This window comes from Solidesulfovibrio alcoholivorans DSM 5433 (assembly GCF_000702665.1).
GTDB lineage: Bacteria > Desulfobacterota > Desulfovibrionia > Desulfovibrionales > Desulfovibrionaceae > Solidesulfovibrio > Solidesulfovibrio alcoholivorans.
In genome coordinates this window covers 57,600-69,721 of sequence record NZ_JNJA01000011.1, presented here as the reverse complement: position 1 = coordinate 69,721, position 12,122 = coordinate 57,600, and the positions used below count along the sequence as shown (strand labels likewise).

8 protein-coding genes are annotated in these 12,122 nt (G+C 70.3%); 1 reads left to right on the top strand and 7 read right to left on the bottom strand.

Annotated elements, in window-relative coordinates; all coding sequences use genetic code 11:
* Window position 1: 1 nt before the first annotated feature.
* From Q368_RS0116950 to Q368_RS24060, 4 genes are all read right to left on the bottom strand, one after another.
* Window positions 2-1,792: an ABC transporter ATP-binding protein gene (locus tag Q368_RS0116950; protein WP_029460237.1), complete on the bottom strand. Its 1,791-nt coding sequence runs from the start codon at window positions 1,790-1,792 to the stop codon at window positions 2-4.
* 122 nt (window positions 1,793-1,914) lie between these two features.
* Complete coding sequence (locus Q368_RS0116945) at window positions 1,915-3,231, bottom strand: glycosyltransferase (protein WP_029460236.1); 1,317 nt, start codon at window positions 3,229-3,231, stop codon at window positions 1,915-1,917.
* Window positions 3,228-4,421 (bottom strand): glycosyltransferase family 4 protein, encoded by a 1,194-nt coding sequence (locus Q368_RS24065; RefSeq protein ID WP_029460235.1) that lies wholly within the window; start codon window positions 4,419-4,421, stop codon window positions 3,228-3,230. Before Q368_RS24065 ends, Q368_RS0116945 begins: the two co-directional genes overlap by 4 nt.
* Window positions 4,418-5,134 carry a class I SAM-dependent methyltransferase gene (locus tag Q368_RS24060; RefSeq protein ID WP_029460234.1) on the bottom strand — a complete coding sequence of 239 codons (717 nt, stop codon included), beginning with the start codon at window positions 5,132-5,134 and terminating at the stop codon, window positions 4,418-4,420. The genes Q368_RS24065 and Q368_RS24060 overlap by 4 nt, the downstream gene beginning before the upstream one ends.
* A 162-nt stretch (window positions 5,135-5,296) precedes the next feature.
* Here Q368_RS24060 and Q368_RS0116930 point away from each other — a divergent pair, with 162 nt between their 5' ends.
* The gene (locus tag Q368_RS0116930) at window positions 5,297-6,373 is read left to right on the top strand and encodes a glycosyltransferase family protein (RefSeq protein WP_029460233.1); all 1,077 of its coding nucleotides are present in this window, start codon (window positions 5,297-5,299) and stop codon (window positions 6,371-6,373) included.
* Here the strand turns inward: Q368_RS0116930 and Q368_RS0116925 are convergent.
* Genes Q368_RS0116925 through Q368_RS0116915 form a run of 3 tightly spaced genes read right to left on the bottom strand, consistent with a single transcriptional unit; the run spans window position 6,363 to window position 12,122 of the window.
* Window positions 6,363-9,191 carry a glycosyltransferase family protein gene (locus Q368_RS0116925; protein ID WP_029460232.1) on the bottom strand — a complete coding sequence of 943 codons (2,829 nt, stop codon included), beginning with the start codon at window positions 9,189-9,191 and terminating at the stop codon, window positions 6,363-6,365. The two genes, Q368_RS0116930 and Q368_RS0116925, sit on opposite strands and share 11 nt — an antisense overlap.
* A 28-nt stretch (window positions 9,192-9,219) precedes the next feature.
* Window positions 9,220-10,143 carry a class I SAM-dependent methyltransferase gene (locus tag Q368_RS0116920; protein ID WP_156955771.1) on the bottom strand — a complete coding sequence of 308 codons (924 nt, stop codon included), beginning with the start codon at window positions 10,141-10,143 and terminating at the stop codon, window positions 9,220-9,222.
* Window positions 10,140-12,122 (bottom strand): NAD-dependent epimerase/dehydratase family protein, encoded by a 1,983-nt coding sequence (locus Q368_RS0116915; protein WP_043786289.1) that lies wholly within the window; start codon window positions 12,120-12,122, stop codon window positions 10,140-10,142. Before Q368_RS0116915 ends, Q368_RS0116920 begins: the two co-directional genes overlap by 4 nt.

Here is a 12,122-nt window from a genome sequence, read left to right as displayed (position 1 = left end):
CTCACAACTTCTGGGCCTGGCACATCCGGTAAAAAAGCGAATCCTTCATGGCGTAAAGCTCCTCGAACCGGCCTTCGCCCACCAGCCGCCCCTTGTCCAGGACGTAGATGCGGTCGCAGTCGCGGATGGTGGACAGGCGGTGGGCGATGATCACCACCGTGCGCCGGCCGGCCATGTCCCGGATGCTCTGCTGGATGATGGCCTCTGATTCGGAATCCAGGGACGAGGTGGCCTCGTCGAAGATCATGATGGGCGGGTCCTTGAAGATCTCCCGGGCGATGGCCACGCGCTGGCGCTGGCCGCCCGAGAGGCGCACGCCCTTGTCGCCGATGGCGGCGTCGTAGCCGCGGCCGGATTCCTCGATGAAGGCCCGGGCGTGGGCCAGGCGCGCCGCCTCGCGGATGCGTTCGCGACAGGCGGGTGCGGCCCCGTCGCAGGACCAGAAGGAAATGTTGTTGGCGATGGTGTCGCTGAAGATCACGGGTTCCTGGGTCACGTAGCCGAACAGCCGGCGCAGGTCGCCGGGGCGCAGGTCGCGGTAGTCGGTCCCGTCCAGGCTGATGCTGCCGGCATCGGGCGGGAGCAGGCCGGTGAGCATGTCGAACAGGGTGGTCTTGCCCGCGCCCGAGTGCCCGACGATGCCCACGCAGGCGTTTTTCGGGATGGTAAGGCTCACGTCCGACAGGACCGGGGTTTCGCCGTAGGCGAACGTGACTGCCGCGAGCCGGATCTCCCGTTCGAAGGAGGCCACCGGCGCGCCGGCGTCGGGTTCGCGGTTGGCGTCGAGGGCGGCGGCGGCCTGGTCCACCGTCAGGATGCCGCCCACGTAGGCGCTGAAGCGCTGCCAGACGTTCTGGGAGTCGAAGATGCGCAGGAACGCCCGGTGGAAAAACAGTAGCACCACCAGGATCTCGGCCATGCTCTTGCCCTGCCCGAGGACGTAATACCAGACCAGCACGGCCAGGGCGACCACGGCCAGGGGCTCCACGGCCGAGGCGGTCAGGACCGGAAGCACCATGCTGCGCAGCGTATGGCGGCGGTTCTCGTCGATCTTGCCGTTGAGGTGGGAAAGCAGCGCGGAAAAGCCGTTCGTTGCCTTGAGGTATTTGAAATTATTTATGAATTGTATGAGCAGGCTCTGCACCGCGCTGTTGGTCTCGGACACGAGCAGCGAGGTGCGCTCCAGCAGCCGGGTCATGCGCTTGAGGCACAGCCCGGCCAGCAGGCAGAGGCCGAGCACGAGCAGGGTCAGCGGCGCGTTGATGGTCAGGGACAGGGAGACATAGACGATGATGTAGACGAGGTTGACGATGAGGTTGAGGTAGTTGTTGAGCCCGGACATGGCGCGGCCGATTTCGGTGGTGACCAGGTTGTTGAGGTGGCCGATGCTCGTGTCCGTGAAGTAGCGGTAGCGCATCGCCGCGTACTTGGCGCAAAACTGCTGGCGCAGGTCCCGTTCCATGCCCGTGGTGATCATGGCCTTGAGCAGTTCCTGCAGGAAGACCAGCGCGCCCTTGAGCAGGAAGGTGGACACCAGGACCAGGAGCAGGGGGCGCAGCGTGAGCTCCAGGCCGACGAAGGCGAACGCGGCGCGCACGGCGCGTACGAAGCCGTTGTCGGGCATGCCGCCGATACCGGCCCCGAGCAGGGGAATGGCCAGGGAAAAGCCGATGCCCTCGGTCAGGCCTCCGGCGAGGATGAGCAGGAACAGCGCGAGGAGGCGGCGTCCGGCGTACTTGGAGAAGATCCGGTAGTAGCGGACCAGCGTGGAAAGGATGGGAATGTTGTTCATACGGTCGTGGTGCGCTGCGGTCGGTTCCGCCGGCTCGGCGAGGTGTTACCCGAAGAGGCGGCGGCTGGCAAAGCGTAATCCCGCGCCTGCGGCTTCCCTTTGGGAAGGAGGGGCATGGCTGTCTAGGCCCCGCGGGGGGGCAGGAAGGCCGCGCCCCGGGCCGTGAGGCCGGCCACCGCCTGCGGGGTGACCGCGCCGCCGCCGGCCACGCGCCGCAGCAACGCGGCCTCGGCGTCGAGGCGCTCCTTCCAGCCGCACAGCAGCCTGCGCGAGAGCGCCGCCGCCTGCGCGGCGTAGCCCCGGCGCAGGTCCGGCCGGGTCAGGAGGGCGTGCAGCGTTTCCGGCAGCGCCGCGGCCAGGTTGTCCCGGTCTACGCGCGCCGCGGCCTCGGGCGGCACCAGGCGTTCGGTGGCGGCGTCCGTGCCGTCGCGGCGGTCGGGGCCCAGCAGCACCGTGCACACGCCGGCGCGCAGGGCCTCGAGCACGGTGTTGCTCAGGTTGCCGAAGCGGTTGAGGGACACGTACACGTCGGCCATGCGATAGTAGGCGGAAAGTTCCCTGTGGGGTACGGCGTCGCGCACGGCCACGGCGTCGCCAAGGCCCCGGGCGGCCGCTTCCCGGCGCAGGGCGTCGCCCGGCGCGCCGCACACGAACACCGCGCCGAAGGCCGTGCCCCGGCGGCGCAGCGCGGCCAGGGCGTCCAGGAGGTCCAGGGCGCCCTTGTCCGGGCTCGGGCGGCCGACGAAAAGCGCCACGGGGGTGTCCGGGGCGAAGCCGTGGGCCCGGCGCAGGGCGTCCGCCGCGCCGTCGGCCGTGTCCCCGGGGGCGGCGTCCACGCCGTTTAAGGCGAGCAGGGCCGGGGTGCGCCGGTGGCGGCAGCGCTCGAAGAACGCCCGGGACGGGCTGCCGTCCTCGGTGCAGACGATGAGGTCGTAGCGCACGAACAGGCTGAGCCAGGTCAGGGGCGACAGGAGCCTGGCCCTGGCGGAAGCGGCCAGGGTCGGGAAATTGGCGATGCCGAGAAAGCGGACCACGGTCCTGAAGCCGGCCAGGGAGGCCAGGGCGGCGGCCTTGAGGCTGGCCCGGTCGGCGTAGACGAGATCCGGGCGCAGGCGGAAGAGCTTTCGGGCGCAGACGAGCAGCTGCGCGGCCTCGTTGGCCCGCTCGGCCAGGCTGCCGTGGCGCAGGAAGCGGCCGTAAAACGGGACCACCACGAAACGCACGCCGGGCAGTTCCGGGAAGGTGCGTTCGGTCACGCCGGAAAACGGCGCGGACGCGGCCGGGGACTTGGCCAGGACCAGGGCGGTCACGGCGACGCCTTCGGCGCTCAGGCGTTCCAGGAGCTTGTGGTAGGCCGGCACGCCGCAGGGGGCGTAGCGCCCCGTGGCCAGGGACGGGAGCATGCCCGTGTACAGGCTCGTGACGACGAGGTAGTTCACGCGTCCGCGCCGTTCCGGGTGGTTCGAGCGGTTCGGGCCAGTTCCTCGTAGAGCGCGAGGTAGTCCGCGGCCACGCGGTCCCAGGAATGGGCGCGGGCGTAGGCCAGACGCGCCTCGCGCGCGGCGTCGTCGCCGCGTTTGCGCGCCGCCTCGAGGATGGCCCCGACCATGGCCGCGTTGTCGCCCGCGGGGCAGACCGCGGCGACGTCCGGGCCGGCCACGTCGCGTACGCCCGGCGCGTCGAAGGCGGCCACGGGCAGCCCCGCGGCCATGGCTTCCAGGAGCACGATGCCGAAGGTCTCGAGCAGCGAGGTCATGACGAACACGTCGGCCGCCTTGTAGTATTCCACGAGCTCCCGCGACGGGAGCTCGCCCGCGTCGCGGCCGGGGGCCACGGTCTCCACCGTGACCAGGCGGTCGCGCCGGCCCTCGGGCAGGGCGGAGCGGTCGATGGCCGCGCTGCCGCCGCCGACCACCAGCCACCAGGCGTCGCAACCGCGATCGAGGAGCGCGGCGAGCAGGCCGGGGATGGAGGCGTAATTTTTCTTGGGGTGGTTGCGGCCCACGGTAAGCAGCGTCAGCGCCCCGGCCGGGATGCCGTGCCGCGCCCGGACGTCCGGGTCGGCGGGAACGGCGGCGATGCGGGCGGCGTCCACGCCGTTGGGGATCAGCCGGATGCGCGACGCGGGCACGCCCAGGCGCAGGTATGCAAGGCGCACGGTGTCGGAGATGGCGACCAGGGCGTCGAAGCGGCCGTAGTTGCCGTCGATGATGCGCGCGATCTTCGGATTTCGCGCCACGCCGTAGCCCAGGGACTCGCTCACCTGGATGTCGTCCCCGGAGCAGCGCAGCACGCCGGGCACGCCGCTTTTCTCGAAATAGCCGCCGAGGAACGCGCCGTACGGGTAGCCGGCGTTGACCTGCCAGACGTCGTAGCCGTGGCGGCGCTGTTCGCGGGCCACGAACGCCCGGGCCAGCCACATGCTCACGGGGTAGGTCTGGCGGACCTTTACCAGGCGGAGGCAGCGGCGCATGCGGTAGGGCACGGCAAAGGCCACGCGCTCGGGGTTGCGGCAGTAGAGGGTGACGTCCGCGCCCATGGCCTGGTGGCGCAGGGCGATGTTGTGCACGCAGACCTCGAGCCCGCCCAGGGCGTCGGCGAAATGGCTGATGAACTGGGCGATCTTCACGGCGCGGCGCGTCCCGGCTTTTCCGGCCGCAGGGAGAACAGCAGGGAATCGTCGAGGCTCGCGGTCAGGCGGCAGGAGGGCAGGCGCAGCCGGCTTTTCGGGTCCAGGGGATTGAGCGAGAAGGACGTGGGCGCAAACGTCGGCCGCTGCCCGAAGCGGGCGAACAGGGCGGCCACATCGCGCTGTCGGTAATGGCGCAGGTGCGTGGGGTCGTGGCTGATGGCCGGGGGCAGCGCGCCAAGGACCAGGCGGATGCGCGAAATGAGGGAGGCGACGTTGGGCACGGACAGGAGCAGCAGTCCGCCGGGGCGCGTCACGCGCAGCAGTTCGGCGACGTAGTTGTCCGGGTAGGGGATGTGTTCGAGCACCTCGAAGGACACCGTGACGTCGAAGGCGTCGTCGGGAAAATCCAGGCGTTCGCGCGTGAGGTCCGCCTTGACGGTCTTCGCGCACAGGGGGGCGCAGCGGCGCAGGGCTTCGGCGGAGATGTCCGCAGCGGCCAGGGGGCCGGCCCCTTCCCCGGCGAGAAAGGTCAGCCAGCGGCCCGTGCCCGGCCCCACGTCCAGGCAGGCCTTGCCCTTAAGCCCCTCGGCGCGCAGCAGCGCCACGATGGCCCGGTCCTTGGGACCGAGGCGGCGGGGATCGAAGGTGTAGGCCTGGGACGGCTTGGCCGCCAGCAAGGCGTCAAACTGCGTTTCGACGGCGTTTTTCATGCATGGATCCGTGGCGTGCGGGGAGCGAAAACCGTCAAAGCACTACGCCAAGGCCGTCTGCCGGTCAATGCGCGCCACCGGCGCTTGAAACCGCGCCGCGTATGGAGTACCAAGGGCCGCCTGCGGCGGGGCGGCCCCGCGCCGGCCGCAGACGGACACGGCATGAAAAAAGTCTCCTTCCTGGTGACCGACGACCGGATCGCCCACTTCTTCACCCACCCCATCCGCAAGAACCTGCATCGTCTGCGGGAGCTCGGCTATGCCGTCTCCATCACGGCCGATCCGTCGCCGTCGCCGCGCGCCCTGGCGGCCGACGTGGTCTGCGTCCTGTCCAAGCGTTGCAGCGCGGACTGGAAGCGGCCCGAGACCGTATTCGCCCTTGTCGACAAGCTCCGCCGCGAGGCCGACCGGGTGGTCTGGCTCGACGATTCCGACTCCTGCGGCGTGACCCACTTCGAGCTTTTGCCCGTGGTGGACCGCTACCTCAAGAAGCAGCTCTACCGGGACATGACGCTCTACGAACGGCCGCTCTACGGCGACCGCCTGTTCACGGACTTCTACCACCGCCGGTTCGGGGTGACGGACCCCGAGCCCTACGCCTCCGCGTTCCTGGACCCGGCCCTGGCCCACAAGGTGGGGCTGTCCTGGCACATCGGGCTCGGGGACATGATCGGCGACGTGCGCCATCCGCTGCTCAAGCGGCTGCGCCGCCGCCTGCCGCCGACCTATCCCCGCCGGCTGCATTCCCCGCGCGCCCCCCGGCCACTGGACTTCATGTTCCGGGGCTCGCGCAAGTACGGCCGGCCCACGGTGTCCTTCCACCGCGAGCGCATGGGCGAGATCCTCGACGCCATGCAGGGCGTGCGCGCGGCGTTGCGCGGCTTCGTGTCCGTGCGCCAGTACATCCGCGAGACCATGGAGGCCAAGATCGTGGTCAGCCCGTTCGGCTGGGGCGAGCTCGGCGTGCGCGACTTCGAGGCGCTCCTCTACGGCGCGGCCCTCATGAAGCCGGACATGGAGCACATGCGGACGTTTCCGGAGCTGTTCGTCCCGGGCCGCACCTACCAGTCCATCGCCTGGGACTTCAGCGACCTGGAAAGCGGCATCCGGGAGCTCGTGGCCGACGAGCCGCGCCGGCTGGCCCTGGCCGAGGCCGGACAGCAGGCCTACAGGGACACGATCTCGGAAGCCGGCATGGAACGTTTCTGCGAGCACTTCGTGCGGCAGCTCACGTTCTAGGGCGCGCCGGCCCGGCCGGCGCGCACAGGGCCGTGCGGCCGATGAGCCACACGCCCCACAGCCCGAACGCCGCGCCGAGCGCGAGGAAATAGCGCAAATACAGGGCGTTGCGGCCCTTGCCCACGTACGTCAGACGCACCTCGTGCGCGCCCGGCGGCAGTCGAAGCGCCTTGAACGCCAGGTTGGCCACGTAAAGCGGCGCGGGAGCGCCGTCCACGAACGCCCGCCAGCCCGGGTCGGCGTTGTCCAGGTAGACCAGCCAACGGTCCGGCCCCTCGGGCACGTCCGCGCGCAGGGTCAGGCCGTTGACCGTATAGTCCGTTACGGCAACCGGCAGGTCCGGCCCGGCCACGGGCAGTTCGTCCGGATAGCGGCGCAGGGTCGTCTCTCCGAGCGACAGCCGGCCCGGCGTCTCGCCCTCGTCCACGGAAAGCAGGTAGTAGCGGTAGCGCGCGGGCTTCCCGAGCCGGTAGTCGCGGTGTTCGTTCCGCTTCCAGGGCGCGGCGTCGCGGCGCTGGTCGAGCAGGGTCCAGTGGACGCAGTCGTCGGAGCCCTCCAGCCGCCAGGCCCTGGGCATGAGCCCCGCGTCGTCCGGGCCGGCGGCGCGCAGGCGGTACCAGGCCGTTTCCCTGGCCCGGGGATAGGCGAAGAGCACCGGAGCGTAGCGGCCGGGATAGGCGGCGAGCAGCTGGTCCCAGAAGGCCGGTTTGCCGACCGCCCCTTCCTGGCAGTTGCCCTCCGGGCAGACGAAGACCGTGGGCCGTTGCCGCCCTGGCTTGTCCGACGTGCCGGAAGCGTCCTTCGCGCCGGCGGCGGCGGCGAAGGCAATCGGCTCCGGCAGCATGACCGGCCGTTTGTCGGCGTCGTGGACCTCGCGCAGGTACTGCGCGGCCTCGCCAAGGTCCGGGGCCAGGAACGCGTCCTGCGTCAGATAGGCCTTGGGGCGGCCGCAGCCCAGGAACCGCTGCGGGTCCACGACGCTCTCCATGAGCCACGGCGAAACGTCGTGCAACGGCTCGTCCAGGTCCAGGCCGAGCAGCGCCTGCTGGAGCCGGCCCAGGCCCTGGCTGAAATAGGCGCGGTGCCCCGTGGGGTCGCAAACGTCGCGGTAGAAGACGTTCATGTAGTCGGCGTAGGCGAAACGGAAATTCTGCATCGCCCGCCAGGCCGCGGGGTCGCGGTAGCGCAGCCGGGCCATGGGAAAGCGTTCGGGCTGGTAGGCGTAGGGCCGCACGTCATAGAAATCCCCGGCCTCGCCCAGGCGGGCGCGGTATTCGCGCTCGGTCAGGTACGGTTTGTTCAGGACCTCCCGGTCCTTGTAGTACGAGGCTTCCAGGTTGAAGTGGAACAGGAAGAAGAAGAGATAGGAGGCGACGTCCACGGCCGCGAGCGCCAGCAGCGCCCGGACGAGCCCCCGGCCGGGCCGTTCGGCGCTTAAAAGGAACAGCGCGAACCCGGCGGCCAGGGCCATGGGCACGAAATGGTAGGCGTAGGGCACGAAGCCTTCGGCCGGGTAGGGGAACTTGCCGCCGAACGCCAGATCGACCACGGCCGCCAGGGCGCACAGCCCGAGCGCCAGCCAGCCGGCCAGGCGCGCCCTGCGCCGCCCTGCGGCCGCGTCGTCGGCGAGGTCGGCCAGGAAGACGTCCACGCCGATGCCCGCGACGAGGATGAGCAGCATCTTGAGCGGCCCGAAAAAGGCCAGCAGGTAGCGCGTTTTCTGCATCATCGGCCAGAGGTAATAGAGCGCCGGGGCGATGATGGTCAGCGACCCCAGGGCCATGGCCGCGCACAGGGCCGCGCAGCCGCAAAGGGGCAAAAGCGCGGGCGTCGGGGCGTCGCGGCGGCGGATGACGGCGTAGAGGCAGAAAACCAGCGCGAAGACGCCGACGTAGACGGTGAAGATCCAGTCCCGGGGCGCGGCCAGGAGCAACTCCCAGAACGACTGCATGGCCTTGTCCGGGGAACTCAGGGTGTGCAGGTAGGATTCCAGGGTGGCGTTGCCGGTCAGGGGGTCGCGGCCGGCGTAGCCGGCCACGGTGATGTGCTTAAGCATGGTGCGGCTGAAGTCCAGCAAGGCCCCGGCCGTGACCGCGGTCAGGCCGCCGAGCGCAAGCGACGCCGGGGAGAAAAGCGAACGCCAGCGCCAGCGCGCGGCAAGCTCCCTGCGCCGCACCGCGAAGAGCCCCAGGCCGAAGACCAGGGGGAGCGGCGCGAACATGGGCATGAAATAGCCCGTGGAGCCCAGGGCCGAGACGAGGTAGGCCAGGGCGGCGGCGAAGAGCCGCCACGGTCTGGCGTCGTCGAAAAAGCGCAGGATGCCGTACAGGACCAGCGGCAGCAGGGTGTAGGTGCGGAAGTCGAACCAGACCTGCAAGTGCCAGACGTTGGTCAGGGCGGCGCACAGCCCCACGAAGAGGACCGCGCGACGGTCGCGCGTCAGGCGTTTCGCCAGCAGGTACATGCCCGCGACGTAGAGCATCTGTTCGAGGATGAGGGCGGCCTTGTAGACGAGGAAGGCGTTTGCCACGTGCAGCAGCTTGCCGCAAATGGCCATGAGCGACACGGCGTAGGAAAGGGTGACGATCTGGCGGAAGTCCGTGGGCAGGCCGAAGACGAAATACGGGTCCCAGAGCTGGATCTGCCCGTGCTGCACGAATTCGTTGTAGAAGGAATAGAAGTATTGCATGGCCTCCTTCGTGTCGTTTTGCAGCACGAAGGTGGAGACGGGCAGGTTGACGGCCACGACCAGCGCGAGCAGCAGCAGGAAGGGGACGTCGGGCCGGGGAAAACGGCGGCAAGGGGCGCTGTCGGACATGGTGCCTCGCGAAAGGAAGTTGCGCGCGTCAGGCCCCGGGCTTGCGGCCCACGGCCAGGAGGTTGCCCACGGGCAGGCCCACGGGCAGCCGGTCCAGGCCCGTGGCCCCGAGGCCGGCCAGGAGCGGTTTCTTGACGGGGCCGGGCAGGGGCAGAAGCCGCGCCCAGTAGCCCAGGCCGTAGGTATTGGCGAAGCGGCGCGCGGCAAGGACGGCGAAGCCGCAGCGGGAAAGCGCCGCGCGGATGCTGTCACCGGAAAAAAGCTGGAGGTGCTCCACGTCGATGATGGGCGAGCGCGCGCCGAGCAGGCGGTTGAGCGGCGCGCGGTAGTCGTGGACGACCACGGCCGCGAGCCCGCCCGGGGCGAGCACGGTGAACGCGGCGCGCAGCAGCGCCAGGGGATCGGGCACGTGTTCGAGGGTCATGCACACGGTGACGAGCCCCACCCCGGGTTCGCGGAGCGCCTCGGGCGTGAACACGCCTTCGCGCAGGTACGGGCGCACGGCCGGAGCGGCGGCGGCGATGGCCTCGCGCGAGGGCTCGATGCCGACGACGCGGGCAAAGCCCGCCCGCAGCAAATGGGGCAGCAGCGCGCCGTTGCCCGCGCCGACGTCCACGGCGACCTCGCGCACGGGCAGGTCGCGCAGGAAAGGGGCCAGGAGCCGGGCGTAGGTCGCGCCGGCGCGGTCGGCCTCGGGGCCGGAATCGTAGGCGGCCCCGGCGTAGGCCCGGGCCAGGAACTCCGGGTCGGGCGGGCGCGGGGCGTAGACCGTGTCGCAGTCCGGGCAGCGCGAAAGGGGCAGGCGCATGAATTCCGGTTCCTTGCGCGAGGCGAAGGTGGCGGCGGTGAAGCGGGCCGGGTCCAGGTGCGCGTCGAGGAAGGGCGCGCGGCGCGCGCCGCCGCAGACCGGGCAGGGGCGTTTCGCGCCGGCCAGGGGCAGGCCGTCGGTCACGACTCCCGCCTCCAGGGCGCGACCTCGCCTTTGCGGACGAGGCTTTCGCGCACGAACGGCGGGCGCTGCTTGGTTTCCTCGATGATCTTGCCGAGGTATTCGCCGAGAAGCCCGAGCCCGAGCAGGTTGACCGAGCCGAAGAGCATGAGGAGCAGCGTCAGCGCGGTGATGCCGCGCGGCGCGCTGTCCGGGAAAACGAGCTTGATGCAGACCACAACCACGGCGAAGGCGAGGGAGCCGAGGGTGGCCAGGAAGCCCACGGCTGTCAGCAGGTGCAGCGGCGCGCGGCTGAAGGAGAAGATCGCCTTTTTCGCCCAGTTGATGTTCTTGATCCAGTTGTTGGTGGACACGCCGAACATGCGTTCCGGGCGCACGTAGTCCACGCCTTCCTGGCGGAAGCCGACGTAGGCGCGCAGGCCGCGCAGGAAGCTGTCGCGCTCCTGGCAGCGCAGCATCTCGCGCACCACGCGGGCGTCGAGCAGGGAGAAGTCCCCGGCGTCGCGCGGGATGGGAAATTCGCTCAGCCTGTCGAAGAGCGCGTAGAAGCCCTTGTAGAAAAATTCCAGCCGGCCCGGCATCTCCCGGGCCACGCGCCGGCCGTAGACCACGTCCGCGCCGGCGCGCCAGCGCTCGATGAACGCCTCGATCAGTTCCGGCGGGTCCTGCAAATCGCCGTCGAGGAGCACGCAGGCCTCTTTGGTGGCGAGCTCCATGCCGCTGCGGAACGCGGCCTGGGAGCCGAAGTTGCGCGCGTGCACGATGCCGAGCACGCGCGGGTCGCGTTCGCTTATGGCCTGGATGCGCGCCGTGGAGTCGTCGGGCGAGCAGTCGTTGACGAAGATGATCTCGTAATCGATGGACAGTTTGGTGAAGACCGCGGCCAGACGCTCGTACATGACGGGGATGGCCTGGCCGTCCTTGTAGCAGGCGATGATGGCCGTGACCGAATTCTTGCCCGACGGCGCGGGCGTCTTCTTGGTCAGGGCGGCGAAGTCGTGGCCGGCGAGGAAGTCCCGCCACCAGTCGCGGGTGCGGGTGAGTCCCGCGGCCAGGGGGGTGGCGGCGCGCCAGCCCAGGTCCTTCGCCGCGCGGGAGGGGTCGGCGTACCAGTCGCTGCGGTCCCAGCCCCGGCCGGGCATGGAGCCGAAATCGGGTTCGGCGTCGATGGAAAAGAGTTCGCGCGCAAGCGCCGCGAGGTCGCGGATGGTGGTCTTGACGCCGGTGCCGATGTTGTAGGACGCGCCGGCGATTTCCGGGCGCTCGCGAAGCGCCAGGGCCGCGTCCACGAAGGCCTCGGCCGCGTCCTCCACGTACAGGAAGTCGCGCGAGGTCTCCGGGGCCACGAACGGCGGCAGCGCGCCGCGCAAGGCGTGCTCGGCGAGCACGGGAATCAGGCGCGAGCTGTCCTCGTAGGGGCCGTAGGCGGAATAGAGGCGCAAATTGACGCAGGGCAGGCCCCGGGCGCGGCCGAAATAGGCGATGGCCTGGGCGGCGGCGGCCTTGCTTACGGCGTAGTGGCTGTCCGGCGCGAGCGGCGCGTCCTCGCTTGGGCCGGCGCAGTCCAGGCCGTATTCCGAGGAGGAGCCGGCGTGGACGTAGACCGTGCCCGGCCGCCCGGCCAGCAGTTCGAGCAGGGACACGCAGGCGAGGTAGTTGGTGCGGTGGATGCGTTCGGCGTTTCGCTCGAAGCTGTACGCGCCATAGGCCGAGCAGTCGAAGACCACGGCCGGGGCGGCGCGCGCCACGGCGGCGGCCATGCTGTCGTGGTCGAGGAGGTTGGCGAAAAGGAGTTTCGAGGCGGGAATGCCGGCCAGCCGCCAGGAGCCGTGGTTGTGCGTGGTGCCGCAGACGTCGTCGCGGCGGGCGGCGAGCAGGCGCAGCAGGTTCGCGCCAATAAAACCCCCGGCCCCGATGACGAGGAGGGGGCCGGGCAGGCGGGCGATCTTGCGGTCGAGGGCGGTGGCGGCGGCCGGGTCCAT

Excerpts from the sequence above, each read along its gene's own strand:
- Q368_RS0116930 (WP_029460233.1), top strand. The coding sequence starts at position 5,297 with ATGAAAAAAGTCTCCTTCCTGGTGACCGACGACCGGATCGCCCACTTC.
- Q368_RS0116925 (WP_029460232.1), bottom strand. The coding sequence starts at position 9,191 with ATGTCCGACAGCGCCCCTTGCCGCCGTTTTCCCCGGCCCGACGTCCCC.
- Q368_RS0116915 (WP_043786289.1), bottom strand. The coding sequence starts at position 12,122 with ATGGACCCGGCCGCCGCCACCGCCCTCGACCGCAAGATCGCCCGCCTG.
- Q368_RS24060 (WP_029460234.1), bottom strand. The coding sequence starts at position 5,134 with ATGAAAAACGCCGTCGAAACGCAGTTTGACGCCTTGCTGGCGGCCAAG.
- Q368_RS0116950 (WP_029460237.1), bottom strand. The coding sequence starts at position 1,792 with ATGAACAACATTCCCATCCTTTCCACGCTGGTCCGCTACTACCGGATC.